The sequence below is a fragment of the Lentzea rhizosphaerae genome (assembly GCF_042649515.1).
Lineage (GTDB): Bacteria > Actinomycetota > Actinomycetes > Mycobacteriales > Pseudonocardiaceae > Lentzea > Lentzea aerocolonigenes.
On the sequence record NZ_JBHRZI010000011.1, the window covers coordinates 365,678 to 390,427 of the forward strand.

At 62.8% G+C, this 24,750-nt stretch carries 29 protein-coding genes; 23 read left to right on the forward strand and 6 right to left on the reverse strand.

Annotated elements, in window-relative coordinates:
• Positions 1-277: 277 nt before the first annotated feature.
• The gene (locus ACFOWZ_RS09020) at positions 278-877 is read left to right on the forward strand and encodes a dTDP-4-dehydrorhamnose 3,5-epimerase family protein (protein ID WP_030471302.1); all 600 of its coding nucleotides are present in this window, start codon (positions 278-280) and stop codon (positions 875-877) included.
• Here the strand turns inward: ACFOWZ_RS09020 and ACFOWZ_RS09025 are convergent.
• Entirely contained in the window at positions 867-1,148 is a 282-nt protein-coding gene (locus tag ACFOWZ_RS09025) for a S24 family peptidase (protein WP_382372612.1), read from the reverse strand. The two genes, ACFOWZ_RS09020 and ACFOWZ_RS09025, sit on opposite strands and share 11 nt — an antisense overlap.
• Positions 1,149-1,242: 94 nt before the next feature.
• Here ACFOWZ_RS09025 and sodN point away from each other — a divergent pair, with 94 nt between their 5' ends.
• A complete protein-coding gene (sodN, locus tag ACFOWZ_RS09030; RefSeq protein ID WP_030471300.1) occupies positions 1,243-1,650 on the forward strand; it encodes a superoxide dismutase, Ni in 408 nt (135 codons plus the stop codon).
• Between the two features lie 715 nt (positions 1,651-2,365).
• Here sodN and ACFOWZ_RS09035 read toward each other — a convergent pair.
• Entirely contained in the window at positions 2,366-2,785 is a 420-nt protein-coding gene (locus tag ACFOWZ_RS09035; RefSeq protein WP_382371049.1) for a very short patch repair endonuclease, read from the reverse strand.
• 137 nt (positions 2,786-2,922) lie between these two features.
• Between ACFOWZ_RS09035 and ACFOWZ_RS09040 the strand changes: the two genes are divergently transcribed.
• The 3 genes from ACFOWZ_RS09040 to ACFOWZ_RS09050 all read left to right on the forward strand — a co-directional run bounded on the left by ACFOWZ_RS09040 (position 2,923) and on the right by ACFOWZ_RS09050 (position 7,390).
• The gene (locus tag ACFOWZ_RS09040) at positions 2,923-4,011 is read left to right on the forward strand and encodes a DNA cytosine methyltransferase (RefSeq protein WP_382372614.1); all 1,089 of its coding nucleotides are present in this window, start codon (positions 2,923-2,925) and stop codon (positions 4,009-4,011) included.
• 76 nt (positions 4,012-4,087) lie between these two features.
• Positions 4,088-5,113, forward strand: coding sequence for a NaeI family type II restriction endonuclease (locus ACFOWZ_RS09045; protein ID WP_382371050.1), 1,026 nt, complete (start codon positions 4,088-4,090; stop codon positions 5,111-5,113).
• A 273-nt stretch (positions 5,114-5,386) separates the two neighbouring features.
• Complete coding sequence (locus ACFOWZ_RS09050; protein ID WP_382371052.1) at positions 5,387-7,390, forward strand: ATP-binding protein; 2,004 nt, start codon at positions 5,387-5,389, stop codon at positions 7,388-7,390.
• Between the two features lie 219 nt (positions 7,391-7,609).
• On the opposite strand, the gene ACFOWZ_RS09055 is transcribed toward ACFOWZ_RS09050, so the two are convergent.
• The gene (locus ACFOWZ_RS09055; protein ID WP_382371054.1) at positions 7,610-8,236 is read right to left on the reverse strand and encodes a hypothetical protein; all 627 of its coding nucleotides are present in this window, start codon (positions 8,234-8,236) and stop codon (positions 7,610-7,612) included.
• 832 nt (positions 8,237-9,068) lie between these two features.
• On the opposite strand from ACFOWZ_RS09055, the gene ACFOWZ_RS09060 reads away from it, so the two are divergent.
• Positions 9,069-9,884 carry a hypothetical protein gene (locus tag ACFOWZ_RS09060; protein ID WP_382371056.1) on the forward strand — a complete coding sequence of 272 codons (816 nt, stop codon included), beginning with the start codon at positions 9,069-9,071 and terminating at the stop codon, positions 9,882-9,884.
• A gap of 29 nt (positions 9,885-9,913) precedes the next feature.
• Here ACFOWZ_RS09060 and ACFOWZ_RS09065 read toward each other — a convergent pair whose 3' ends face one another.
• Positions 9,914-10,621 carry an HAD family hydrolase gene (locus tag ACFOWZ_RS09065; RefSeq protein WP_382371058.1) on the reverse strand — a complete coding sequence of 236 codons (708 nt, stop codon included), beginning with the start codon at positions 10,619-10,621 and terminating at the stop codon, positions 9,914-9,916.
• Positions 10,622-10,699: 78 nt separating this feature from the next.
• Here ACFOWZ_RS09065 and ACFOWZ_RS09070 point away from each other — a divergent pair, with 78 nt between their 5' ends.
• From ACFOWZ_RS09070 to ACFOWZ_RS09090, 5 genes are all read left to right on the forward strand, one after another.
• Positions 10,700-11,908 (forward strand): helix-turn-helix domain-containing protein, encoded by a 1,209-nt coding sequence (locus ACFOWZ_RS09070; protein WP_382371060.1) that lies wholly within the window; start codon positions 10,700-10,702, stop codon positions 11,906-11,908.
• Between the two features lie 173 nt (positions 11,909-12,081).
• Positions 12,082-12,369 carry a hypothetical protein gene (locus ACFOWZ_RS09075; RefSeq protein WP_382371062.1) on the forward strand — a complete coding sequence of 96 codons (288 nt, stop codon included), beginning with the start codon at positions 12,082-12,084 and terminating at the stop codon, positions 12,367-12,369.
• A gap of 2 nt (positions 12,370-12,371) precedes the next feature.
• Positions 12,372-13,307 carry a Scr1 family TA system antitoxin-like transcriptional regulator gene (locus ACFOWZ_RS09080; RefSeq protein WP_382372616.1) on the forward strand — a complete coding sequence of 312 codons (936 nt, stop codon included), beginning with the start codon at positions 12,372-12,374 and terminating at the stop codon, positions 13,305-13,307.
• A 5-nt stretch (positions 13,308-13,312) separates the two neighbouring features.
• The gene (locus ACFOWZ_RS09085) at positions 13,313-14,164 is read left to right on the forward strand and encodes a helix-turn-helix domain-containing protein (protein WP_382371064.1); all 852 of its coding nucleotides are present in this window, start codon (positions 13,313-13,315) and stop codon (positions 14,162-14,164) included.
• Positions 14,165-14,260: 96 nt separating this feature from the next.
• Positions 14,261-15,178 carry a phosphotransferase family protein gene (locus ACFOWZ_RS09090; RefSeq protein ID WP_382371066.1) on the forward strand — a complete coding sequence of 306 codons (918 nt, stop codon included), beginning with the start codon at positions 14,261-14,263 and terminating at the stop codon, positions 15,176-15,178.
• On the opposite strand, the gene ACFOWZ_RS09095 is transcribed toward ACFOWZ_RS09090, so the two are convergent.
• Both ACFOWZ_RS09095 and ACFOWZ_RS09100 read right to left on the reverse strand, forming a co-directional pair.
• Positions 15,175-16,548 carry a hypothetical protein gene (locus ACFOWZ_RS09095; protein ID WP_382371068.1) on the reverse strand — a complete coding sequence of 458 codons (1,374 nt, stop codon included), beginning with the start codon at positions 16,546-16,548 and terminating at the stop codon, positions 15,175-15,177. The two genes, ACFOWZ_RS09090 and ACFOWZ_RS09095, sit on opposite strands and share 4 nt — an antisense overlap.
• 225 nt (positions 16,549-16,773) lie before the next feature.
• On the reverse strand, positions 16,774-17,142 hold the full coding sequence (locus ACFOWZ_RS09100) for a GntR family transcriptional regulator (RefSeq protein ID WP_253322594.1): 369 nt from the start codon (positions 17,140-17,142) through the stop codon (positions 16,774-16,776).
• A gap of 117 nt (positions 17,143-17,259) precedes the next feature.
• Between ACFOWZ_RS09100 and ACFOWZ_RS09105 the strand changes: the two genes are divergently transcribed.
• The 12 genes from ACFOWZ_RS09105 (at position 17,260) to ACFOWZ_RS09160 (ending at position 24,631) form a co-directional block, all read left to right on the forward strand.
• Complete coding sequence (locus ACFOWZ_RS09105; protein ID WP_253322593.1) at positions 17,260-17,649, forward strand: hypothetical protein; 390 nt, start codon at positions 17,260-17,262, stop codon at positions 17,647-17,649.
• Positions 17,650-17,843: 194 nt separating this feature from the next.
• Positions 17,844-18,056 carry a hypothetical protein gene (locus ACFOWZ_RS09110; RefSeq protein ID WP_382371071.1) on the forward strand — a complete coding sequence of 71 codons (213 nt, stop codon included), beginning with the start codon at positions 17,844-17,846 and terminating at the stop codon, positions 18,054-18,056.
• Complete coding sequence (locus ACFOWZ_RS09115) at positions 18,053-18,319, forward strand: hypothetical protein (RefSeq protein ID WP_382371073.1); 267 nt, start codon at positions 18,053-18,055, stop codon at positions 18,317-18,319. The genes ACFOWZ_RS09110 and ACFOWZ_RS09115 overlap by 4 nt, the downstream gene beginning before the upstream one ends.
• Before the next feature lie 3 nt (positions 18,320-18,322).
• Entirely contained in the window at positions 18,323-18,508 is a 186-nt protein-coding gene (locus ACFOWZ_RS09120; RefSeq protein ID WP_253322590.1) for a hypothetical protein, read from the forward strand.
• Between the two features lie 78 nt (positions 18,509-18,586).
• Complete coding sequence (locus ACFOWZ_RS09125; RefSeq protein WP_382371075.1) at positions 18,587-19,957, forward strand: FtsK/SpoIIIE domain-containing protein; 1,371 nt, start codon at positions 18,587-18,589, stop codon at positions 19,955-19,957.
• Between the two features lie 48 nt (positions 19,958-20,005).
• Positions 20,006-20,467 carry a hypothetical protein gene (locus ACFOWZ_RS09130; protein ID WP_382371077.1) on the forward strand — a complete coding sequence of 154 codons (462 nt, stop codon included), beginning with the start codon at positions 20,006-20,008 and terminating at the stop codon, positions 20,465-20,467.
• Complete coding sequence (locus ACFOWZ_RS09135; protein WP_382371079.1) at positions 20,464-20,790, forward strand: WhiB family transcriptional regulator; 327 nt, start codon at positions 20,464-20,466, stop codon at positions 20,788-20,790. Before ACFOWZ_RS09130 ends, ACFOWZ_RS09135 begins: the two co-directional genes overlap by 4 nt.
• Complete coding sequence (locus ACFOWZ_RS09140) at positions 20,790-20,975, forward strand: hypothetical protein (protein ID WP_382371081.1); 186 nt, start codon at positions 20,790-20,792, stop codon at positions 20,973-20,975. Before ACFOWZ_RS09135 ends, ACFOWZ_RS09140 begins: the two co-directional genes overlap by 1 nt.
• A 134-nt stretch (positions 20,976-21,109) precedes the next feature.
• The gene (locus tag ACFOWZ_RS09145) at positions 21,110-21,775 is read left to right on the forward strand and encodes a hypothetical protein (protein WP_382371083.1); all 666 of its coding nucleotides are present in this window, start codon (positions 21,110-21,112) and stop codon (positions 21,773-21,775) included.
• Positions 21,776-21,858: 83 nt separating this feature from the next.
• Positions 21,859-23,190 carry a replication initiator gene (locus tag ACFOWZ_RS09150; protein WP_382371085.1) on the forward strand — a complete coding sequence of 444 codons (1,332 nt, stop codon included), beginning with the start codon at positions 21,859-21,861 and terminating at the stop codon, positions 23,188-23,190.
• Entirely contained in the window at positions 23,187-23,369 is a 183-nt protein-coding gene (locus tag ACFOWZ_RS09155) for a helix-turn-helix transcriptional regulator (protein ID WP_319968535.1), read from the forward strand. Before ACFOWZ_RS09150 ends, ACFOWZ_RS09155 begins: the two co-directional genes overlap by 4 nt.
• Positions 23,369-24,631 carry a tyrosine-type recombinase/integrase gene (locus ACFOWZ_RS09160; protein WP_382371088.1) on the forward strand — a complete coding sequence of 421 codons (1,263 nt, stop codon included), beginning with the start codon at positions 23,369-23,371 and terminating at the stop codon, positions 24,629-24,631. The genes ACFOWZ_RS09155 and ACFOWZ_RS09160 overlap by 1 nt, the downstream gene beginning before the upstream one ends.
• The last annotated feature ends 119 nt before the right edge of the window (positions 24,632-24,750 follow it).

Consider the following 24,750-nt stretch of genomic DNA (forward strand, 5'->3'; position numbering starts at 1 on the left):
CGGCGCACCGGCCCAGCGTTGTCACGCCGGGTACACGGGGCCTTGAAAGTCGGTCGACGTCGCCGGCGAATTTGGCGCCGGTGAGCCGCCCGAGTGCTGCGGGTGACGGAAGTGTGGCAGGGTCCCGCTTCGCTGTCTGCGGCGGGGATCACACTTTTTCCGCAGGTCAGAGGGCATGTAGCAAGACGTCCGTCCGGTTTTCTGCACCGACCGGTCGGTTTATGCAGGCAGGAAGCACCCGATCGGTCAAGAAACTTTGACGCCTTAGAGTGACGGCATGCAGGCGAGTTCGCTGAAAATTGACGGCGCGTTCGAGTTCACACCTCGGACATTCCCCGACGACCGCGGCGTGTTCGTCTCGCCGTACCAGGAGGCAGCCTTCGTCGAGGCGGTCGGCCACCCGTTGAAGGTCGCCCAGACGAACCACAGCGTCTCCCGCGCGGGGACCATCCGCGGCATCCACTACGCGGACGTCCCGCCGTCCCAGGCCAAGTACGTCTTCTGCCCGCGCGGCTCGTTCATCGACATGATCGTGGACATCCGCGTCGGCTCCCCCACGTTCGGCCAGTGGGAGGCGGTGCTCGTCGACTCGACGAAGTGCAACGCCGTCTACCTGGCCGAGGGGCTGGGCCACGCGATGATCGCGCTGGAAGACGACACGACCATGAACTACCTCTGCTCCACCGTCTACAACCCGTCCGGCGAGCACGGCCTGACCCCGCTCGACCCGGCGCTGGACCTGCCGTGGCCCAGGGAGCTGGAATTCCTGTTGTCGGAGAAGGACACCGCGGCCCCGACCCTCGCCGAGGCCTACGAGGCCGGCGTGCTCCCGCGCTACGAGGACTGCCTGGCCCTGTACGCGTCCCTCAAAGCCTGAGCCGAGGCCTCGGCCATAGTCGAGCTTTGACGACTCCGAGCACCTCGGCCGGCCCGAGCTGCTCGGAGTCGGTGCTCGCGTAGGGGTTGTCTCCCACGACGTGCCACCCACCGTCCACGGGGTGAGAGGCCCGCTTGATCGACAGTTGCCCCGGTCTGCCGGCCCACCTGACCAGGACCACCTGACCGGCTCTGGGCATCGCACCCCATCTGACCAGCACGATGTCCTCGTCACGGAGGGCGGGCACCATCGAGGGCCCCCGCACGAGCACGGTGGAGAGACGCGGTCTCAACGATCACCCTTCGGTCAGCCGGAGTAGGGTCCTTCTTGTCGGAGCATCCACTGTTTTCATTCTGGGAGGAACGATGCGACTCGTGTCGCGCATTCTCCGCCCGCGCGTCGAGGCAACCGCGCACTGCGACCTGCCCTGCGGCGTCTACGACCCGGCGCAGGCCCGCATCGAGGCCGAGTCGATCAAGGCGGTTCAGGAGAAGTACCAGGCCAACGAGGACCCGGAGTTCCGGGAGCGCGCTGTCCTGATCAAGGAGCAGCGCAGCGAGCTCGTCAAGCACCACCTGTGGGTGCTGTGGACGGACTACTTCAAGCCGCCGCACTTCGAGAAGTACCCCGAGCTGCACGACCTGTTCAACCGCGCCACCAAGGCCGCGGGCGCGGCGGGCACCAAGGGGTCGATGGACCCGGCGTCGGGCCAGCAGCTGCTGGACCTGATCGCGCAGATCGACAAGATTTTCTGGGAGACCAAGCAGGGCTGAGCTCAGAGCCTTGTAAACGACGCTGACCAGCGAAAACCTTGTTCGTTGGTCAGCGTCGTTTGTCGTCCTTGAGGGTTGTTCGACGGCCCCCAGACGGCCCAAGTTCGTCCTAATTGGACTGACCGGCAACACCGTGTCTTCGGCCCGCAACTGTTAGCTCAACCGCCCCGCGAGTCTTCAGACGCTCGGTAGACAGATCCCCAGGCAGCGGCGCGGCGGGATCCTTGTCGTCGAAGCGCCAACGACGTCGAACACTCGGGCCTTCGCAGGGCGCAGACCGCACAGAGCCGCGCTCCACTGCATCGGAATGAGCATCGGTCCGTTTGGGGCATAAGGCGCATCGACAGACGTGCTTCTCGGGCAGACCAAGCGGATGACTGGCAATCAAAGCGCCTGTTCACATCCTCGAACGGCACTCCTGGCACGTCACGTCGCTACGGCCAGAACTGGCTCCTGCTCCATCAAACGAACCACACGCAGTCCGGTCATTTATCGAGTCCACGATGTAGTGAACCGGTCCTGATACCTCAACCCAGCAGGTAGCAGACGTGATCGGCGAACAGTAGTCGCTGTCGTGTCGCTCCCAGTACTCCGTCGCGGTGGGCTTGCCACAGTTCGGGCAGTTGTCAGTCGCCATCGTGAACTTCCAATGCTGGATCCAGCGGGAGTGCCACCCGGACTAGGCCTGCTCTGCTGTCTGCAGTTCGCACAAGTCTTAGATGGATCGACTGGTGCGCTCGTGTTGTTGCCCGCTGCCCCGACAGGACTGCCTCCGCACAGCTTCGGCGATCTGCCGCGCCACATCGGGAGGTGGCTCATGTTCCCAGAAACGCAGCACTCTCCAACCCGCCTCAGCTAGCTGGCGGTTGGTGTCCATGTCTCGCTCACGGTTTCCCCGCACCTTGTTGGCCCAGAAGCCTGCGTTGGCCTTCGGGGCTGTGTGGTGGTCGGGACAGCCGTGCCAGAAGCAACCGTCCACGAAGACCGCGACCTTCGCGCGGGTGAAGACCAGGTCAGCAGTACGACGTAAGGAAGGAACAGGCCGATATGAGACTCGATAGCGGAGACCGAGCGCGTGCACGGCTCGCCGGACAGCCAGCTCCGGCCCAGTGTCCCGCCCGCGGTTCGACCGCATGCTCGCCCGGGCACCAGGAGAGGACGCCCACGAGGGTTCAACCCGTACCACGGGTCCGACGGTACAAGGTTCTCGAAGATCCGATGTCGCGTCCCGAAAGTGTCAGACCCGCCGCATATGATGACGTCGTGCCCACCATGATCGATCTTTTCGCTGGCTGTGGCGGTATGACCGTCGGTTTTGCTGCGGAGGGGTTCACGTCAGAGCTTGCTGTGGAGTTCAACCTCCACGCTGCGGCGACGTACGCTGCCAACTTCGGCGAGCAGCACACCTTCCACGGCGACATCGCCAACCTCCGCGAGGCCGACATCCCTGAAGTTGACGTCGTGATCGGTGGGCCGCCGTGTCAGGGGTTCTCGAACCTAGGCAGTCGAGACATCAAAGATCCACGTAACCAGCTCTGGCGTGAGTACGTCCGAGTGGTGCTGGCCGCACGCCCCAAGGTCTTCGTCATCGAGAACGTCGACAGGTTCATGTCGTCATCGGAGTTCGCACTGCTTGTGAACGAGGCTGACCACGGGGCCCTCGCTGAGTATGAGCTGTCCTACGGTCACCTCAACGCGGCCGACTACGGTGTCTCGCAGCGCCGCAAGCGCACGATCGTCATCGGCTCTCGTGTCGGAAAGATCGAATTGCCAGCACCGACGCACGCCCGTGTGCCGGCGCCAGGTTCCGGCCTGAAGCCTTGGGTCGGAACCGCAGCCAAGATCGCCGTGCTGCCCGAGATCCCCGACACAACGGAACTTCCCCGCACGACTGTAGAGTTCTTTGGTCAGACCATGCCTGGCCCATTCAAGGGGCTTGACATCCACGTCGGACGAAATCCGACCAGCCTGTCATTGCAACGCTACGACAAAATTCCTCCAGGTGGCGGTCGTTTCGACCTGAACCCATACCCTGAACTTCTGCCTAAGTGCTGGCGAGACAAGCCCACAGGCACGACAGATGTCATGGGTCGGATGCGCTGGGATATGCCGTCCCACACAATCCGCACCGAGTTCTTCAAGCCGGAGAAGGGGGCGTACCTTCACCCCCAATGGGATAAGCAAGGAAAGCACCGCGTCAACCGGCCAATTACTCATCTCGAAGCAGCACTGTTGCAGGATTTCCCGGAAGACTTCTTGTGGTGCGGCTCTAAGATCGAGATCGCTCGACAGATCGGCAACGCGGTGCCAGCCGGACTTGCTCAAGCCATCGCCGCGCACATCAAGCCCCACCTTGCGTAGCACAAGAAGTTGTCGCATTGCCTGATCCGCTCAAGTCCGCTTCAGGCCAGCCACACGTGGACTAGCCTCTGCGGGCGTGAGCGGACCCGATTCGGCTGGCCAACTGCCACTTCTCCCAGAGCTGGACAACCCTGTAACCAGCGACTCAACAGACTTGCACCAGGTTCAACCAAGCAGCGGCACGGATGACGAACTAGACCGTGTACGACGTTGGCTGATCGCCAACGACCCTACCGGCAAGAGGTTCGCCCGAGTACTGCGCGAGTCTCTCGACCAGGTACTCGACGGTCCCAGGACCGGGAGATTCCGCTACTCGGACCTGCGCAAAACAGAGAAGACTCACGTCGGAACCGTTGTGGAGATCAATCTCGCTAAAGAGTTTGGTTTCACTGACGGTGCCGATATGGACTATCAGATTGCCGGCGCGCAGGTCGATTGCAAGTACTCGATGAGTCGGACCGGATGGGCGATCCCTCTTGAGGCAAGCGGTCATCTAGTTCTCTTGACGTGGACTGACGACAACGCTAGCAAATGGTCCGTAGGACTCTGGCGCGTCGACCCGAACCATCTGAACCCAGGAAATAATCGAGACAGCAAAAAAACAATCTCTGCCACGGGTCGCGCTCAAATTCATTGGCTCTGGCATGAGGCCAAGCTTGACGAGAATTTGCTTCTACATCTCAAAGCAAGCGATCTGGACAAGATCTTCTCTCATGATGGCAAGAGGAACGGACAGAAGCGGGTAAACGAGCTGTTCCGTCAAGTTCAAGGCCGAATCATTAGACGTGAAGTGGTCCTTACCGTGGCCCAGCAAAAAGATGGACCGCGTCGAGCTCGAATGGCACGCGAGCCGAAACAGCTCGGAAAGGAAGGGATAATCGTGTTGGGCCACTACTCGTGGGATGTCCAGGTCGCGGAGATTCTCGGGCTTCCCGTGCCAAAGTCAGGGGAGTGGGTCTCCGTCAGGATCGCCCCGGTAACGCCAGAGTCAACTCGGGCGAAGTTCCCTGCAGGGGACGGGTATTGGGCGATCGCGAACGACACCGACCCGGTCATGCCGGCGCCCGTAGTGCCCCGCGGAAAGCCCCTCGACGACGAGTAAGGCGATTGCTCTGAGTACAGCATGCGCAGCAGTGACGTCCAGCGTCATCGGCGGACAGCACAGGGCTACGTACCGATGACGACGGAGGAGCCATGCCGGAGCGTAGGAAGCCTGCCTCACCTGGGCCCATCACCGGCATCGCACCTCTGTTGGGCCAGCCGTCCTACATCGCCGGACCACCGCGCGAGGATACGGCCAAAAATGAACAGCTGCGCCAAGGGCAACGAATAACGGATCGGCCCAGGCAAGCCGGATATCAGCTCAGGAGAGACGATGACTGAATCACGGATATTACATATCGAATTTCATGGACGTGTCATCGAGCACCTTGGCATCGACATGTACCAATCTCCAGTCGCAGCCATAGCCGAGCTGATCTCGAACGCTTGGGACGCGGACGCAACGTCGGTCGACATCGACCTTCCGAAGAACATTCAAACGGGTGCCGAAATTGTCATCAGAGACAATGGCGAGGGCATGACATTCAATGAATGTCAGGATCGATACCTGAAGGTAGGTTACAACAGACGCAAAGACAGGAAATCCGCAGTAACAAACAAAAATGGCCGTCCAGTAATGGGCCGCAAGGGCATTGGAAAGTTCGCCGGCTTCGGAATCGCCGGTTTGGTCGAGGTAGAAACAGTCAGCGAGAAGACTGGCGAAAAGACCGTGTTTCAGCTGGACGTCGCTAAACTCACGGGCGAAAAGGACGACTACGCCAGCAGTACGCCAATGCCTGTCAGCGTCGTCACTTATCTACCACCCGACGAGGACCGCAAAGGAGATCACGGAACGAAGCTCACGTTACGCGAACTCACTTTAAAGAAGACTCCAAACACAGAGCAGTTCGCTCGAAGCATGGCTCGTCGATTCCTTCTTATGGACCGCGCAGACGAGTTCAAGGTTAACGTCGACGGAAAATCAATCTCTGACGTTGAAGAAGTCGAGAAGATCGAGTTCGATTTTCCGCGCGACTACAAGCAAGGTGAGCTGCCGCCCAACCTTACGGTCAAGGATGGCTGGGGCACTGAAGTGCTCCCGGACGGCAACAAGATCAAGTGGCGATTCGTCTTCTACAAGGACACGATCTCCGACGACGATCTCGCTGGCATATCAATCTTTAGCCACCACAAGCTGTCGCAGCGGCCCTTCTTCTTCAATCTCAGCGGCGGCATTGGCGGCCAACAAGGAATGAGCTATCTGTCAGGCAGGGTTGAGGCGGACTTTATTGATGACCAAACTCAAGATCTGATTTCGACCGAGCGTCAGCGGATAAGTTGGCAATCTGAAACTACTTTACCCCTGCTCAATTGGGGGCAGAGTCGAGTGAAGTCACTTCTTCGTCGCTGGCAGGATCGGCGTGCCGAAGTGAAAGTCGAGGCAATGAACAGGCGCCTCACACCGTTCTCCACTCGTCTCGACAAGCTCGACCCACCAGAAAAGAAGATCGTCAGACGTGCTCTAACAGCGGTCGCACGAATCGCCGTATTGTCTGACGAGAACTTCGCCCACCTTGCTGACGCCATCCTTTCAGCATGGGAAGGAGGCCGCCTCAAGGGCCTCATCGACAAACTTTCCGAAGCGTCCGAACTAGATGCCGAAGAACTGGTCCAGATTCTCGTCGAATCTCGCGTGATGAATGCGCTTCACGCAGCCGAACGAGTCAAGGCACAACTGAGCCTGATCGAAGGCCTTGAAGAGCGCATCCGAAATAGGGATCTTGAAAACGCGGTTCGCGACTACATCGCAGAGAACCCGTGGATGATCTCACCTGAGTGGGACACTTTCCGGGTTGAGAAGAGCCTCTCGATCCTCACAAAGGAGATCGCAAAGGAGTCACTCGACCAGGGCGGAGAAAATAACGGATGGAACAAGAGGGTCGACCTTCTTCTCTCATCCGGAAACCAGCTCCTCGTCGTAGAATTCATGCGACCAGGAGTAACTGCAGACTGGGACCACGTAAGCAGATTCAAGCGTTATGTGCTGACATTGCGTGCCGCCGTACTGGCCAACCGGGGCGGAGACTTCAGGGAAGTCAGCGGCCTGATGGTCGCGGATAGGATCGACCGCAACCCTGCAGTCGAGTCCGAAGTCGATAGCCTCAAAATACAAGGACTGCAGGCAACGGACTGGAACGGCTTACTATTCCGATCAAAGAAACAATGGGAAGAATACTTCCAGATCCTCGTTGATCGCGCACCCGAAGACGAGCGAATGCAAAATCTGGCGTCCACAACCTCTGCGCCTGACGATACGCAAGAGAGCGACGAAGAATAGACCTTCTAGATTCCGACTCCATCTGTTGGATCAGGCCCAAGGAACCAAGAGCTGCACCCCTGAAATCGAGGGCAAGCCTGTGGGCTGGTCGACGCCGTCAAGGCGTTGAGCTGTCCACAGGTGCGGCAGCCGAGCGCCGTGCCCAGCTTGATTAGGCTTGGACACGGCGCTCGTCCCAACGTGGGGCGCCATCAGCAAGCAGCGGCACCCTCTACTGCGTCACGCGGCCATCCGCCAGTGCACGACGTAGCCCGCTGCCTCCGCAGCGATCAGTGGGTCGAGGCGGTCGGGCCTACTGCGCTTCGACTCAAAGAATGGCTTTCCGCGGCGAGCATCCAGAACTACTGGGACCGCTCCAGGCAGGGTCTCGTCCACCGTGCGCTGCAAGATCCTCAAAGCGATGTTGGCAGCGTCGAGCTGCAACACCGGCTCCTTGAGATAGGCCAACACCACCCACGTCGTTCCGTCAGGCAGACGCAGCCCCAGGTGCGGCTGCACCTTCAGGTCCAGCTCTCCGACGGTCAACACGGACGGCCTGGTCCGGACGCCAGATGCCTTGAGACCGGAGAACCATGGCAGGAAGCCGGCCTTGATCTCGGTGAACGCGCGCTCCTGCCCGCGGCGATTGGCCCTCGCGATCGCCGTGTTCAGCTCGTTTTCAGGGCTGGGCGAGTTGGCCGCGCGACGCATGGCGTCCCTCATGCGCTGATAGAACGCACGACAGACGCCGTCTTCTGCGTCGTGGATGCTGCGCTGTTCCTTGACGATGTCGATGCGCCGACTGTTTCGGCTGCCGACGTACTCGGTGAACATCAACGTGGAGATGTCCACGTTCTGTGCCTTCAAGAGATCTCTCCTGTCCAGTGAACAGGCAGGCACACCATGACTATGTGAGGCAGCCGCGAGCGCTGGTTATGCGCTTGCCGCTTCATCGCGCTAGGGTCGGGGTGCGAAGTCCGGGCCCGTGTCTGGTGTCACCTGCCTCCATGGCAAGTGCTCCTGCCATGGGCCTTTCGCATATGCAGCTCAGGCAGCCCAGCGGGTCAGCACCGCTCTGCCGCGTTTGAGCGACTCCCAGCCTCAGCCCATGAGGTCAACACCTCACTCCTTGCGCACGATGGCGCACGCTTGTCTGTCTACTGAGGAGGAGTGTGGACCGTCTACGGAGCGGATGCAACTCGACACGAACATATGTTCACACAAGATCTAGGGTGATCCGCAGCTTGCGGATACGACATGTTGGGTTCTGCGGACAACTTGAGCTGTCGCCACCTGGAACTTCGCCTACGTAGTTCTGAGTTGTCCACAACCTACGACGCGTGGTTATCCACAGCGAAACTCGACGAAAGCTGGTTGCGCTGCCAGCGTGTCGCGATCATGAACGGTTCGTGATGCCTGTTCTCGGCCTTCGCGGTCCCTGTGGAGTCGGTGGGCATGGCCTCTGCCGTCGCGGACATCCCTCGGTTGCCTCGCCGACGCCGACGCGGGCCGCCAGGCCCGCTTGGAGGCGTCGGACAACACCGCCCGAGGGGTGAGACTCCGCGACGGCTGAAGCACGAGTGGCCAGCGGCCCCGCAGGGGCCGCCTTGATGAAGAAAAGAAACTCTGAACACGGCAGCTCCGGGCGGTCGCCAAAACAGGCATGCGCTTCAAACTCTTGGCATGAGATAGTCGAGCGATGCCCTATCAGGAGAGTGCCAAGGAGCGTGAGCGGCGCGAGTGGGTCACTAGACAAGAGGCGTTCAAGGACGCCAACGAGGCTCACGAAGCGGCACTGGCCGCAGCCACCACCGACAAAGAGAAGAGGGACATCAAGCAGGCCTTTGCTCAGTACCGAGCCGCGCATAGGGAAGAAGATATTCGTCGCGGGAAACGACTTCCCGGGACTCATGTTGCGATGCATCAGATCATGTGGGCGCGGTGGATCGAAGTAGCGGTTGAGCACGAACTCATCGCCCGTGCCGCATTCCCTGAACTACTTGCAAGAGCTGAGTCAGACGCGATCCTGCGCGAGTTCCGCGCGTCTCTTGTCGCCGTGACCTCGTCGGCTTACACCGTGGAAGCCTTCTTCGGCGACATCAAGTACCTGCTACCTGCCCCTACAGAGAAGCCCAACAAGCGGCACATTGCGTTGAGCAGCGCCTTTAAGCTGGCATTCAGAATCGCGGACAGTGAGCATTCACGCCTACAGCATGAATTATCTTGGCTCTTTGATCTACGCGACCAAGCCGCCCACCCTTACACCGAGTCAGAGCCTGCCCAGGAACATCCAGCAGGCTTCTACACCGGCGCCGAGTGCTGCAAGTTCAACGCGGTCACGAGTGGTCGCGCGGTGGATATAGCTCTAACGGTTCTAGGCTACGCAGATCCGCCATGCGCACCGCACAACAGGTCGATTGAACGATGGATACAGGACCGTAGCCCGTACCACCGCACGGTAATTGACTCCCTCAAGCAACAGCGCCAGGTCAAGCCGTTGATCTTGAGCGCCTAAACACTCAGGCACATCGCGAGGCAGTACAGCTAGCCCTTGATCAGCCGCACCAACTCTGCCGTGTCTGTCAGGTCTGCGAGCACCTCGACGGCTCCGGCGTCCCGCAGATCCTCGACACTGCTTCGCCCGCTGGCCACGGCGATGATCTGCACGCCTGCGGTCAGGGCAGCGCTCACATCCCGCGGGGTGTCGCCGATGAGCACCGTGTCGTCAGGGCCGAACTGGGTGTCGAGCTGTTGGGCCGCGCGCTCTCGGGCGATCGTCACCAGTTCCGCCCGGTCGGCGTGGTCGTCGCCGTATGAACTCGTCTCCAGATCGAGGAACTGTTCCAGTCCGAGCGCGACCAGCTTGATTCGCGCGACGGCACGGAGGTTTCCGGTCAACACGCCTTGGTGGACGGTCGGTTCAGCCTCCAGCGCCGCCAGAGCCTCTCGCGCTCCCGGCAGGACTCGGGCTCGCGACGCGAATTCATCCCGGCCGGCCTCGTAGCTGTCGATGAGCGCGCTCACGAGCTTGCCCGTTGTCGTGTCGGTTGGTTCGATGCCGTGGAGCTTCACCGTCTCGGCGATGATGTCCAGCTCGGTCCTGCCGCTCACGTCGGCAAGCTGTTGGAAGGGCCGGCCGAACGCTGCCGGAACCGCGCGCTCGTACATCTCGCGCCCCATGCCACGAGACTGAAGCAACGTGTGGTCGATGTCCCAGAGCACGAGCCGTCGCAGCTCGTTCGGCCTGATCATGCTTCGAGTCTGTCACTCGGTCGGGGTCTCGCGCTGGGGCTTAGGATCAGTGCAGGTCAACGCTTCGCAGGGGTGGAGATGGACGAGCAGCTCGCAGCCACGATCGGCGAACGCGTGCGCCTGCATTGCCTTGCCTCACGCAAGTCGAAGACCGTGATTGCTGGGCTGGCCGGCATCACGCCCGACTACCTCTACCAGATCGAACGCGGGCTCAAGCTCCCCACAGTGACGGTGTTGAAGCAGCTGGCCGACGTGCTGAACGTGTCGGCCGACGAACTGTTGAGCTCCACCGTGAAGCGTGAGACTCCGGCTCGGTCTGGTTCCGCGGGCGATGCCCTGTACAGGGCATTCACTAGGCCGCTGGTCTCCGATGGCGGCGCGAATTTTGACGCAAAAGCGTTGCGCTGCAACATCTTGAGCGCTTGGGAGACCTGGCAGACGTCGGCAACGCGATACAGCCAGCTCACGCTGGAACTCCCCGCGCTCGTGGTCGAGGCTGAGCAGGCGTTGCGTGGCGGCGGGAATCTCTCCGCGGCTGAACGCCGAGAAGTTCAGCGCTGCGCTGCTGATCTCTACGCCTTGGCGCGGAGCGTCGCCAAAAGGCTCGGCAGGGTCGACGTCGCGATGCTTGCGGCGGACCGGGCAATCCGGGCTGGGGAGAATGCGGACGATCCGCTGAGGTTGGCGATGGCGCAATGGAACCTCGCTCAGGTCCTGCTTGCCGATGGCGAAGCTGAGGGAGCAGAGGACGTCGCGATGCACGGAGCAGAGGCGCTCGATCCACGGTTCGAAGACGACCTGGACGCTGTGGCGCTCCGTGGTGCGCTCCTCCTCGTCGGGTCTATCGCTGCTGCACGTCGTGGTGATGTCTGGCGAGCCAGGGAGCGGGTGCGCGCGGTCGAGCCGTTGGCCAAACGGACCGGCGAACGCAACACACTCTGGACGGTGTTCGGTCCTACGAACGTGGCAATGCACGCCGTCAGCGTTGAGGTCGAGGCTGGCGCTGCTGCTGACGGGCTGCGCCTGGCCGAACAGATCGACCATGACCGCTCCCCCTCGATCGAGCGGCGCGTGGCGTTCCTCCTGGACCAGGCCAAGGGTCAAGTGCAACGGCGTGACTACGGCAGTGCGCTGGTCATGCTGTCCGCCACCGAACGCGAAGCGCCTGAGGACCTGAAGTATCGGCCGGCCGCCCACAAGGTGTTGGAGACCCTCGTCCAGCGGGCTCGGAGGTCAGTCGCGACCGAAGCGGCGCGACTGGCTACTCGCGTCGGCGCACCCCTCTGAGCAGCAGCGCTCCTAGTCAGGCCTAGCTGACGGCTCGGGTTGGTGCCCCGCAGTCGATCTAGCGTCGCCGCTGGCGCCTGGGATTAGAGCCGCTCCGTCCCCCGACTGTCTGAGCTGTCTCCCCCCGGTCCCAGGCGCCACCAACAGCTGCCCAGATCGAGGAGTGCTCAAAGGTGTTGTCACCCGAGGACGTCGACCTGGTCGCGAATATCCGAAAGATCGCCGATCTGATGCCCGGCGTTGCCTTCGACATCGTCATGGAGACTCTGTCACCGGAACGAGAACACGAGTTCGGCCAGATCCTCGTAGCGCTAGGCGAACTTCTCGCTCGCCGGGCGGAACGTCGAGGTTTCTCCGGAAAGACGGTCGAGCATGACCAGCGAAAGAACCTCAGTACGCACCTTGACTGCATCGCCTTGGAGCCGGGCGCAGTCATCTCGGACAAGCCGAGGCGAAAGTGACGATGTACATCCGGCCGACAATGGCCGAACGGTCGCTCGGTCGAGTCCTGTGGCGTTGGCGCGATAACACCGGAATGTCGCTGACGGAGGCCTGCGAGAAAGCAGGATTCTCGATCGCCCTCCTCAGCATGGCCGAGAACGCTTTGAGACCCTTCGATCCGCTGAACACGATGATTCTTGGACGCGTTTACGGCATCCCGAACGAGGTCTGGAAGCGTGAAGTAAGGCGTGCAGAGTTCGCAGCGGAAGCACGTACCCAAGCAAGAGCAAAGAAATCTCCGCTTGACCTGAACGCCACCAGAGACATGGACGAGGCGGCCCTAGACGCCACAGCTGTCTGCGCCTTTGGCGCAGATACGATTCCCCGTCTATTTCAGACCCCTGAGTACAGGAAAGCAGCCGGACCGGCCTTCCCGGCGCTTGAGGATGACGATCCAATTCTCCTGGCCGAACTACACTCAACCTGGATCAAGAACTTCTCGACCGACGCATCCTCCAGTCCGACTGTTAGCATCGTGCTCACCAGACGCGCGCTTCATCGAGTGGTCGCTAATGAGGCGGTCACCAGCGCTGCACTTGTCCAGCTGGTACACCTGTCGGAACTCGAAGACTTCACGGTTCAAGTCTTAGACGACGAGGCCTGCCTAGGCGCTCGCGCCGAGAGTTCCTATTGCCATCTGACCTTTCCTCACACACAACACGATGACGTGGTGTATCTGGAGAGCGCAGAGCACGGCCAGTACATCGAAGATCCTGCTACCTGCCAACTAATTCATTGCGGATTCAAGGCTTTACAGCAGTGCGCGCTGTCCCCCGCACAATCAGTGCAGGAAATTGCTGAAGCTGCCAGCACCCTTCAGTCGCGTACGCCTCGCCGGTCACCCAGCAGGAAGCCTCGACCAAAGACGCCGCGCTCGACCACACGAACGGAAAAGTAACAACGATGGAACAGGCTCCAATCACGCCTCGGAGTTGCGAACTGGGCGACGCGCTAAGGACTCTTCGCAAGGAGTTCGCCAAAGGAAGTGCGTTCGCCGAACAGCTCGACTGGGACCCAAGCAAGGTGTCCAACATCGAGCGCGGGAAGGTGAGGCCGACCGAGGTTGACTTGGCGCAGTACCTGACCGCGTGCGGCAAGGATCGGGGCTGGATCACCGATTTCAGTAACAACTACGCGCATGCTTTCCAAACCTACTTCGCTCAGACAGCAGCCAACTTCAGCACCGTTGCGTTTGCTGAACGCATGGCAGCCGCTATCACTGGGTACGGCAGGACAGCCATCCCGGACCTGCTGCGAACGATCGAGTACACCGAGAATCTTCTCCAGCGACGCGGGGCATCTCCGAACCAGGTTCAGGCTGCCATCCATTCCCAACGGGAACGTCAGCGCGTGTTGCGGTCCGACGCTCGCCCATCACTCCTGTTCTACATGGCAGAGACCGCACTGAACACGCAGTTCAAGAATGCCCGCGAGCGAATGGATCAGCTCGAACTCCTAAGGCGCATGTCGCGGTTCCTTCGCATCATTCCGTCCGGAGAGAATCTGTCGTCCTCAACAGATTTCACGCTCTACGAACGCGAGAAGCTGCCGACCACCGTCGTGGTCGACTGCGAATACGCAAGAGTCTTCATCCAAGACGACGGCGCAACCTCTCAATGCCAAGCGCTCCTGGCCGCGCTGGACGACGTCGCGTTGAGCCACACGGATTCGAGTCGGCTCCTCAGTCAACTGCTCGTGGAGGAGTACGTGGCAGGCATCAAGGAAGCGACGGACGACAGGCCGGCCGCATCCTGATCCTGAGCTGCACTCGGGTAGACACCGGTTCAGCTCTACCCCGACCGGGCACCTTGAGCCCGGCAGCCCAAATACCGAACCTCTAGCGTGAGCAAGGTGAACAACGTGGTTGAAGCGGACGTCCCGGACGGGCCTTTCAGCTCGCACCTTGCTTCAGCGGTCCTCAAGGAGGCGTCCGCCCACATCGGAATCGCCTCGACCGACGCACGCTTGATGCGCCTGGGCGAAAACGCCCTGTTCCACCTCCCCCGTTCAGGGGTCGTCGTCCGCATCGCGCGAAGTGCCGATCGTTGGGACGACGCGGTCAAGGAGGTGGCGGTTTCGACCTGGCTGGAGGAGAGCGGCGTACCTGCTGCCCGGCTGCACGCGGTCGACCAGCCGATCTTGATTTCGGGCTACCCGGTGACGTTCTGGCGCTACATCGACGGACGCAACGGCAACCGCGGGGACGTCGGCGACCTGGGTCGATTGCTGCTGAGGCTGCACCAGACGTCGCCCCCGACGACGTTCGAGCTGCCCGCCCAAGACATCTTCGTGCACGTCGAGTCGCGCATCGAGTCTTCTGATGTGCCGGACGCTGACAAGCGCTTCCTGTTGGACAGGGTCGCGGAGCTTCGAGACGAGATCAGCGGTCTCAAGTTCCAGATGGAACCCACGTCGACGCACGGGGACGCACACGTCCAGAACCTGATGGTCAGCGACGGCGCCGCGCTGCTCATCGACTTCGAGCGCTTCTCCAAGGGTCAGCCTGAGTGGGACTTGGCCATGACGGCGACCGAGTACCTGTCGGCCGGCTGGTGGACCGCGGACGAGTACCGCGAGTTCTGCGAGGCCTACGGGCACGACGTCACCAGGTGGAACGGATTCCGCGTCTTGCAGTCCACGCATGAGATCAAGATGACCACGTGGATCATGCAGAACGTTGACGAATCTGAAGAGATCGCCGCCGAGTACGCGACGCGGATCGAAACGATGCGGACCGGCCGTGCGACAACTCCGTGGCGGCCCTTCTAAGCCACCCTGGTCAACAGGACCGCAGTTCCGAGATCGATCTCCGGGTAGTGCCGCATCACGCGCTCGACGAACAGCCGCGTGCGGGGGTCCTTCGCGTGCAGCGTCGCGAGTTGCGCGTGGAAGTCGGTGAGATAGCGGACGTACCTGCTGGATTGCAGCGGGCCGGCCAGGTCCACCGCGTCGACCGCCAGGTCCACGGCTTCCTCAAGGTCACCGTTCGTGAGAGCACCCGCGGCCGAGACCATGCCGATGAACGCGCGCGTCCGCGGCGGGGTGTCGTGCGGTGCGATGGCTCGGGCCGCGTACAGACGGGCCTTCTCCGGCTGCATGAGGTCGCGGAATCCGTGGGCGGCTTCGCCTGCAAGCTCTTCCGCGTTGAAGTAGCTGATCCACGGCGGTTCGTCGTCCGGGACGTGCTGGCTGAAGAAGCGCTCTGCCTCGTGCATCACGCGGGCGAACTCGCGCGCCTGACCGCTGCTCGCCAACGCCCTCGCCTCCATCGCGAGGAACATCGAGGTGACCGCCGGAGTGGCTTTGGCGATGGTCGAGCCCTGCGCCGCACGCGCGAACTGGACGGCGTCGTTGAAGCGGCCGAGGTAGTTCGCCTGGTGGCTGAGGTTCGCCAACAACCGTCCACCTAGGACGTGGTCCTGCGCTTCGCGGGCAAGCCGTAGTCCCTGGACGAAGTACCGCTGTGCTGCACCGTGGCGGCCGGCGTCGTATGCACTCCACCCGAGTAGCTGCGCGACTTCCGCAGCTGCGCTGAACAGGTCGCGCCGTTCCGGCCCGCTGTGCGCGCCCTGCAGAAGGGGCGTGATCTCGGTCTTGAAGTAGAAGAGCAGCATCTTCCGGACGTGTCCGCCGCCGTACTTGAAGTCGAGATCCATCAGGTTGGCGGCCGTCGCGCGGATCGCGGATGCTGCCGCTCCCCCGCCTCGGCGGAGCTCGTCCGCGTCCGCCACGTGCAGGGAGTCTCCGAACATGTAGCCCGTGATGATGCCGGGCGTGGCCTCGTGCGCCCACTGCGAACGCACCAATGCCGGTTGGTCTTCGAGATCAGCGGCGGTGAGCTGGCTCATCAGGTCAACAGCTGCGTCCGCGCTCGGCGGGTACTCCGCGCCGTGCTCTGTCGCATCTGGACCGACAGCCTGAATTCCGCCGTTGAAGCCGATCTCCGCAAGGTCGACGCGCCGGCCGAGCTTGGCGCCCAGAGCAAGCGCGATGTAGTTCTGAGTTGCCGCTTTCGGCCGCGTGCCGTCGAGCCAACGACGCACAGACACGTGGTCGGCCGCAACGGTCTGACCGTCGCGATTGGCGAGTTCTCGTACTCGTGCGGCAAGCCCCTTGTTGCTCATGTCGGCTTCCGACATCACCGCAGCTAGGAGCTTGTTCGGTTCGCTGTTTCCGGTCAAATGATCACCGTGTCTGCACGCCGTGCACCTCCCGTGCACCCCTTCCGTGCATCAATGCACCCCCTTGAGCACACTGCAATGCACCCCCTCACCTGCCGTTCTATGTCTACATGAACGGAACACCGGATGAGTTGGAATTCATCAGCCTCAGGCTGCGTCAGTTGCAGTTCGCCATAACGAGGGTCACTGAGAAGGTGGAACAGATCGAGGATCGTCGGCGGCTTCGAGCTGCTCGACACGCTCAGTCAGATGCAAGACCGCCGCCTGCAATTGATCAAGCTGGCGAATGACCGTCTCGATCGTGACCGGGCTTCGATCCTCGGCCGGCGGTTCTTGAACGAAGACGCCTACGGCCGGTTGCGAGACCACCCAGCCCTCGGTCTCAAGGATCTGCACAGCCTTCTGCGCGGTCCCGAGCGCGACGCCGTGTTGCTCGGCGAGTTTGCGGTGACCGGGTAGCCGGGCGCCCACTTCCAGGGCTCCGGACCGGATGTCCTTCTTCACCGCTTCGACAACCCGCTGGTACGCGGCAAGTCCTGGCTGGTCGCTCACGGCATCAGCCTAACTTCACTGACCCACACTGCTACAGATCACCCGATTGGACTATGCCATCCGATCCATACTGCTCTACATTGGTATGTATCAGTTGCTCACCACCGGAGGTACGACATGGCTCTGAACGACATCCCCGTGATCCTGTCCCACTACAAGCTCCTGATCACCGAAGCACCCTGCGTGAAGATGCGCGAACTCGACGGCGGCCAGCTCGTTCCCGTGGTCGACCGCAACACGAACGAAGAGCAGTTCGTCGTGGTGCTGTTCGCCAAGGCCCGCCCGACTGAAGGCCGCCGCAAGACGAAGGGCGAGGAGATCCGCGTCAACCTCCCCGGCGACCCCGGCGCGGGGTTCGAGGAAGGCGACTACGTCGAGCTGATCAACCCCGTGATCAACACGTACGAGATGCGCGGGGAGGACGGCAAGATCACCGCCTCTGGCCTGTGGTTCAAGGCGGATGGCCTGACCCCTGCGGCACGCATCGTGTCCGCTCCCGCGGCTTAGTCCCGCAAGCCCTGCCCGGTAGGCCGGTAGCCCGCTTCGAGTCGGGCCAGGGCGCTCACATTTGTTCTTTGAGAATTACATAGCGAGTCGAACCATGCCTAAATCCGGAGCATTTCGTGTGCTCCGAGAGATTCGGTGAATCCAGGTACGCCTTCGTTCCTGGGTTTGCCGTGCCTCCCGAAAGGAGTTTCAGCATGGATGAGCGCTTGTACCCGATCGAACTTGCTGATCCGGACGGCGATGACCCGCGCTTCACGTTCGGCCTCGTCCATGAGGTTGGCGAAGTCCTTGCGAAGCACGGCTTTCCGGGCGTCGGCGAGAGCTGGCGCGACCACCTGGAGTTGCAGCAAGCGTTGTACCGCTTCATCTACGTGGGCGACTTGAGGACTGAGAGGTTGGCCAGTTGATCCAAGAGATGTTGAACGACCGCGCCCAGCAGCGATACGGCTCGTTCGTCGGCGCAATGGACTTCGTAGAGGAGTTGTTGGTGCCGCTGGAAAAGCTCATCAACCGGATGAGCGAGAAGCCCGGCAAGGCCGGTGGCTGGCGGGTCGCGACACCCGACGAACTCAAGGGCTACCTGCGGACCGCGCGGAACGACCTCAGTGCGCTGCGGGAGCAAGCCAAGCGGCACGAAATCAATTTGAAGGCCAAAGAGTGGGGAGCCTGATCGATGTCTCACCAGCTCGACAACGCCGTGTCCAACCTGGACCAGGCGATGAAGCAACTCCGCACGGCAATGGACGGCATCCCGGTCCGCCGTGAGGGCTTCACGGACCTGCGACGCCGGTTCGTCCGCTCGGTCAGCGTGCTGACCACGGAGGCGTCCTACGCCCGCGGGCAACTGCCCAACAACTGAATCCGCACTGATCAACGCGGCGGCCGATCTTCGACACGTTCGAGGGTCGGCCGTCGCGCATCCCTTAGGAGCAAAGCAATGGGTTGGAAGTGGAACGCAAGCAAGCGCGTCGTGGCCGCCGAGTTCCGCGCGGCACGATGGCTGGCCCGGAACCCGGAATGGATGCTCGCCCCGTCCGCTGTCGCGGCCGGTGCCTGCACGCTTGGCCCGACCGTCACGGGCTACGTCCTCGGCGGCGCAGTTGGCGCGACCGGGCTTTGGTACCGGGGTCACCCGGACTCGTTCGACACCTTGGCAGCCCCAACGCTGCGAGCCTGGCAACGGCGGTGGTTCGGGGCGTACGTCGGTGGACGCTGGCGGGACCTGATGGACGTACACAAGCTCACTACCGAGCACCGCCGGAAGAAGATCACGAACTACCCGCGTGTGGTGCGGGTCCGGTCGTACTCGCCGTCGATCGACACCGTGTTGGTGAAGCTCGCCAAGGGCCAGTCACCAATGCACTTCGCGCGCCAGGCAGAAGAGCTGGCGCACGCGATGGAAGCTGAACGCGTCGCAATCGAGCTGGTGAAGCCCGGTTACGTGGCACTCGTCGTCCAGCGGAACGAACCGTTCACGGAGATCATCCCTGCGCCGGACATGCCTGAGCACTCCGAGGACGTGGACCTGCGGGCGGTGCTGCTGGGTGAGGACGAGTACGGCGGCGACTGGACCGAACCCGTCCAGGGCACGCACACCCTGACGGCGGGCGGGACCGGGTCGGGCAAGAACTCGCTGGCGTTCGCCAAGCTGCGCTCGATGGCCCCGCTGATCCGGGACGGCGTCGTCCGCCTGTGGGTGTGCGACCCGAAGTACCTGGAGTTCGCGGCCATCAAGCCGATCACGGAGAACCGCTACGCCGATGATGCGGGCGATTGCCTGGAGCTGATCGAGATGTGGGTGGACGACATGGAGCGCACCCAGAAGCGGATGCAGCGGGCTGGGCTGCGGTCGGTCCAGCCGTCGCGGGAGTACCCGCTCAACCTGCTGATCGTGGACGAGATCGGCTCCCTGGTCGCCTACCGGCCCGAGTACGCCCGGCAGATCACGGGCCTGCTAGCTCGGGGCACCTCGATGGGCCGCGCAACCCTGCACGTCGCAGACGCCTACATCCAGGAACCCGACAAGGACACGCTGTCGATCCGGGACCTGTTCCCCAACCGCATCTGCCTGCGCACCACATCACCGACACACCCGGACATGGTGCTGGGTGAGGGCGCACGCGAACGAGGTGCGATCGCCGACCAGATTCCCGCGATTCCCGAAACGGCCGGCATCGGCTACCGCACCGACGAACGCTCACGCGTTCCCCGCCGGGTCCGCGCGGCGTACACGACAGACGAGAACATCCGCGAACTCGTGGAGTTCGTCCGCGACGGCCAGACCGGTTCCCTTCGCTCGATCGCCTGACTTTTCTTCACCCCAACACTTTTCGCCACTAATCGTGGAGGTCTTGTCATGCCCGAAAACAACGCTCCTCGCCGCTTGGACGGTCTGCTCCGCTCGATCCGCGGCCACATCCGCACGCTCGGCCTGCCCCGGCCGGACCGCTTGGTCATCTCCACGCCGTCCGGCTCGGTGCATGCCGAATTCACCTCCGGCACCGCACCAGATCGGTTGGCCTGTCTGCTGGTCTGGGCGGCCTCGCTGCACGGGGTCGAGCTGACTTGGACCCTCCAGGCTGCCGGAACCCTCTCCGTCGCGGCGACCGGCCGCACTGCTTCCGGAGTCGCGCTCGGGCTCGCTGCGTCGGCCTCGGTGGTCGAGTTGGGCGGCAAGGTCAAGTCCGGCTCGGGGGCGGTACTCGCCAAGGCCTTCCGGCTGGCCGTGTGCACGCCGGAACAGGTCACCTTCGATGAAGTCGCCCAGGTCGTCCAGGCCGCGCGGAAGTCCGCTCCCCGGCTGGCGGTGGCGGCGTGACGAACAACGACGCTGAAGCTTTCGGCTACCGGGTGTTGATGCGGGTCCTGTTCGGACCGACTGACGGACCGCCCGCCTGGCGTGAGCATGCTGCCTGCGCGGGCTCCGACCCGAGCCTGTTCGACACCGCCGGCCGAATCGCCGCCGCGAAGAAGGTGTGCGCGTCCTGCCCGGTCATCGATGAGTGCCGCCAAGACCAACTCGAATGGGAAGCCACCAGTCCCCGATTTCGGGCCAATGCCTCCGGCGTCGTCGGCGGCCTCACCGGTGCTGATCGGCGCCGCATCCACTACCCCGCCAGGAACGCAAAGGACGTGGCCTGATGAAGCTCATACTCGCTGTCCCGATCAATCTCCGCGGCTTCGTCCGCATCGCGCACATGGCAACCGCCGTAGTGACCTGCCTGATCTGCATGTACCTGCTTTTCGGCTTCGTCGGGCTCCTGGTGCTCGCCGTCGAACTGCTGTGGCTGGGGTGCCTGCTCCTCAAGGCAGCGCACGGGGAGTAGGTAGCCTGGTGTCCGAGAAGTCCAATCACAGCAACGAAACCGAGTCCGATGAACCGCGCGAGACGCGAACGGTTCGGCGTCTGCGGGCACAGCTCGATGAGGCGCAGGACATCCACCAGCTCACGGCGAACCCGTTGCTGGCGGCGGTGCAGGCGGACCGGTTCCGGGTCTCTGTGACGCGCTCCATGTGGTGCTTCCTGACATGCGGGCTCGGCTTCACCGCGACCGGCGTTCAAGCGTTTCTCGCCGGGCACCTCGGGCCGTCTGACCCGATGTGGTGGGGCGCGTGGCTCGTGGAACCGGCGTTCGCCGGAATCCTGATCACGCTCCTGAGGTGGGAAGCACAGATGCTCGCTCACGGCCTGGCGGTCGATGACCGGCCAGTCAAGTGGCTCAAGCGGGTGCTGCTCGGCGCAACGCTGATCACCAATGTGTGGTCGTCGCTGCGGCCTCCGGACGGGCAGATCAACGCCGGGATGGTTTTCCTGCACCTCGTGATCCCGCTCGTGGTGTTCCTGCTCGCCGAAGTCATGCCGGTGATCCAGGCACGCTGCAACGCCGCCCGTGCCAAGGCGGCTGAGGTCGTTCCTGCGCCGACGTCCACCCCTCCGAGCGCAGTCACTCCGGCGGCACCCACACGAACCGCGCTGAGGCTCCCTGGCCACCTGCAAGGTGCGCTGGACGCCAAGGCGAACGAGGTTCACGCGGAGGGTCGATCCCTTACCGCTCAAGACATCCAAGACGCGCTCAACGTGCCCGAGGAGTACGCCGCGCGGCTCGCTGCGCAACTCGCAGCCTGACCCATCTCAACCACGCGGGGCATGACCAGAACACCGGTCATGCCCCGCCTTTTTTGTTTTTCCGCAACGAAAGGAGGGCCACCGTGCTCACTCTGGAAGACCGCATCACCGCGCGAGTCAAGGCGGTCGACTTCCGGGCATGGCGAGACCGGGTGACCGCGATTGGCGGCTGTGCCGCGCCCATCCGGTTGTCTGGCGCCTTCCAGCTCCAAGACCTCTGCGGCGGGCTGATCGAGCACATCGGCGGAGACGTCATGGTCCCGTGTGGCAACCGCCGGGAGTCGGTCTGTCCGGCCTGCTCCGACCGGTACGCGGCCGACGCCTACCACCTGATGCATGCTGGGCTGGCCGGTGGCTCCAAGGGCGTTCCCGAGACGGTGTCCGAGAAACCGCGCGTGTTCGCCACGCTCACCGCCCCGTCGTTCGGCCCGGTCCACAACCGACCAACCACCACAACGGGCAAGGTCCGGCCCTGCACCGGCTGCGGCGAATGGCACCACGGCGACGATCCCCGCATCGGCGGTGCTGTCGACGCTGGGACCTACGACTACACCGGCGCGGTGCTCTGGCAGGCACACGCGGGCAAGCTGTGGCACCGGTTCACGATTGCCCTGCGCCGCAAGCTCGCTGGCGCGGCCGGCCTGAAGGTCGCCGAGTTCAAGCACCACGCCCGGCTCTCCTACGCCAAGGTCGCCGAATACCAGCGGCGTGGCCTCGTCCACTTCCACGCTGTCGTTCGGGTTGATGGTCCCGATGGACCTCACGACCCGACTCCGGCGTGGGCCACGGCCGAACTCCTCGGCGACTGCATCAAGGCGGCTGCTCGGGCGGTGCGGATCGACACCACGCGGCCGGATGGCTCGGCGCTGCACCTGCTGTGGGGGGAACAGGTCGACACCAAGGGAATCCGCGACTCCCAAGTGGAAGACGAGTCTGGCGAGATCAGCGAGGCCCGGCTGGCGGGCTACGTCGCCAAGTACGCCACCAAGGGCACGGGCGCGAAGGACACGGCGGACCGGCCGATCCGCTCGCAGCTGGACATCGACATCCTCCAGATCTCCGAGCACCACCGGCGGATGGTGCAAACCGCGTGGGACCTCGGCGGCCTGGCCGACTTCGAGGAACTGAACCTCCGCAAGTGGGCGCACATGCTCGGGTTCCGCGGCCACTTCCTCACCAAGTCCAAGCACTACTCGACCACCTTCCGCTCCATCCGCGAAGAGCGCAGGACGTTCCGGAAGCTCGAAATGTTCGAACGCCTCGAACTCGATCCCGCGGCCGTGGTCGTCGTCAACGACTGGCAGTACTCCGGGTCCGGCTACGACAACGACGCCGAACGCGAACTCGCCGCCGGCATCGCCGAACGAGTCCGCGCGCAACGCCTACGCAAGTACGAAAGGGAATCAGCAGCATGAGCCAACAGCTTTGGGACATCGCAGAAGTCGCCAACTACCTCCAGGTCACCGTTGCCACCGTCTACGGATGGCGTACCAAGAAGTACGGCCCCAAGGGAAGACGAGTCGGTAAGCACATCCGGTGGGACCCGGATGAGGTTCGAGCCTGGTTTCAGGCTCAACCGGCGGAGGTGGCGTGATGGGCCACGTACAGGACCGCTGGTTCACCACCGTCAAGGATCCGAGCAACCCCAAGAAGACTGTGCAGCAACCAACTTCGCGTTGCGGAGTCGGGAAGCGCTACCGGGCTCGGGTGATCGGGCCCGACGGCGGCGAGATCTCCGAGAGCTTCGCGGACGGTCAGGACAAGGCCGCTCAGGAGTGGATCAACACAACCGAAGCAAAGATCACGCTTGGGATCTACGAGTCTCCGCAAGCTTCCAAGAAGTCCAAGGGGATGCCTCTCCTGAAGCCGTTCGCGTCGGACTACATCGCCGATCACGACATGGACGAAGCCTCGCGCGAGATCCTGGAGATGCGGTTCGGGAAGCACATCTTCCCGCATCTCGGTGAGACGCCGCTCGATGAGATCAACGCCTCAGCTCTGAGGTCGTGGGACAGCAAGCTCCGCAAGGACAAGCTGTCAGACCAGTACCGGCACACACTGTTCATGAACCTGTCAGCGGTCATGAACGCTGCGGTCGATGACGAGGTGATCGACAAGAACCCGTGTGAAGGCAAGTCGGTCAAGAAGCCGAAGCCGACCAAGAAGAAGGTCGTGCCGTGGCCGGCCTCGCGAGTCTCGGCAGTGCGACGGGGCTTGCCCGAGCGCTTTCGAGTCGGGACGAACCTCGGTGCGGGGCTCGGCATGCGCCAGGGTGAGTGCTTCGGCGTCGCGGTGGAAGACATCGACCGCAAGGGGCGAGAGGTGCACATCGTCCGGCAGCTCAAGACCGTGAGGAACACGCTCGTCTTCGCGTTGCCCAAGAACAAGAAGACTCGCACTGTTCCGCTGCCGGACCACGTCGAGCGCTCGATCGACGCGCACATGGCGCAGTTCCCGCCAGTCCGGATCACGCTGCCGTGGGAAACGCCAGACGGTCCCCTGGTGACAGTCGAGCTGATCATGACGTCGATGAGGGGCCTCCCGATCCGGGCGAACGACTTCGACCGGAACTACTGGAAGCCCGCGCTCATCGGGGCTGAGGTGCCCGCAGGTCGATACGAGAACGGCATGCACGACCTGCGCCACCTGTACGCCTCGGTCCTGCTCGACGGCGGCGAGTCGATCAAGATCGTGTCGGAACTGCTCGGGCACGCGGACCCCGCGTTCACCCTTGCGACGTACACGCACCTCATCCCCGAGAACATCCCGCGGACCAAGGGCGTGATCGATGGGTTCCTGGCCCAACTCCACAGTGACGGCCCGGAGACGGCCCAAGCCCCCACTGAGACCCATTAGCGCAGCTCAGGGCATGTTCCCGGACAAATCGACAAGATTTTCTGGGAGACCAAGCAGGGCTGAGCCCTTCTTCGGACTTCTTGAACGGCGCCGCTCCCCTGGGCAGGGGGCGGCGCCGT

Coding starts and splice junctions, on each gene's coding strand:
- ACFOWZ_RS09105 (WP_253322593.1), top strand. CDS start 17,260: ATGGCTCTGAACGACATCCCCGTGATCCTGTCCCACTACAAGCTCCTG.
- ACFOWZ_RS09050 (WP_382371052.1), top strand. CDS start 5,387: ATGACTGAATCACGGATATTACATATCGAATTTCATGGACGTGTCATC.
- ACFOWZ_RS09110 (WP_382371071.1), top strand. CDS start 17,844: ATGGATGAGCGCTTGTACCCGATCGAACTTGCTGATCCGGACGGCGAT.
- sodN (WP_030471300.1), top strand. CDS start 1,243: ATGCGACTCGTGTCGCGCATTCTCCGCCCGCGCGTCGAGGCAACCGCG.
- ACFOWZ_RS09020 (WP_030471302.1), top strand. CDS start 278: ATGCAGGCGAGTTCGCTGAAAATTGACGGCGCGTTCGAGTTCACACCT.
- ACFOWZ_RS09060 (WP_382371056.1), top strand. CDS start 9,069: ATGCCCTATCAGGAGAGTGCCAAGGAGCGTGAGCGGCGCGAGTGGGTC.
- ACFOWZ_RS09070 (WP_382371060.1), top strand. CDS start 10,700: ATGGACGAGCAGCTCGCAGCCACGATCGGCGAACGCGTGCGCCTGCAT.
- ACFOWZ_RS09080 (WP_382372616.1), top strand. CDS start 12,372: ATGTACATCCGGCCGACAATGGCCGAACGGTCGCTCGGTCGAGTCCTG.
- ACFOWZ_RS09120 (WP_253322590.1), top strand. CDS start 18,323: ATGTCTCACCAGCTCGACAACGCCGTGTCCAACCTGGACCAGGCGATG.
- ACFOWZ_RS09160 (WP_382371088.1), top strand. CDS start 23,369: ATGGGCCACGTACAGGACCGCTGGTTCACCACCGTCAAGGATCCGAGC.
- ACFOWZ_RS09085 (WP_382371064.1), top strand. CDS start 13,313: ATGGAACAGGCTCCAATCACGCCTCGGAGTTGCGAACTGGGCGACGCG.
- ACFOWZ_RS09095 (WP_382371068.1), bottom strand. CDS start 16,548: ATGTCGGAAGCCGACATGAGCAACAAGGGGCTTGCCGCACGAGTACGA.
- ACFOWZ_RS09125 (WP_382371075.1), top strand. CDS start 18,587: ATGGGTTGGAAGTGGAACGCAAGCAAGCGCGTCGTGGCCGCCGAGTTC.
- ACFOWZ_RS09035 (WP_382371049.1), bottom strand. CDS start 2,785: ATGCGGTCGAACCGCGGGCGGGACACTGGGCCGGAGCTGGCTGTCCGG.
- ACFOWZ_RS09130 (WP_382371077.1), top strand. CDS start 20,006: ATGCCCGAAAACAACGCTCCTCGCCGCTTGGACGGTCTGCTCCGCTCG.
- ACFOWZ_RS09140 (WP_382371081.1), top strand. CDS start 20,790: ATGAAGCTCATACTCGCTGTCCCGATCAATCTCCGCGGCTTCGTCCGC.
- ACFOWZ_RS09065 (WP_382371058.1), bottom strand. CDS start 10,621: ATGATCAGGCCGAACGAGCTGCGACGGCTCGTGCTCTGGGACATCGAC.
- ACFOWZ_RS09040 (WP_382372614.1), top strand. CDS start 2,923: ATGATCGATCTTTTCGCTGGCTGTGGCGGTATGACCGTCGGTTTTGCT.
- ACFOWZ_RS09155 (WP_319968535.1), top strand. CDS start 23,187: ATGAGCCAACAGCTTTGGGACATCGCAGAAGTCGCCAACTACCTCCAG.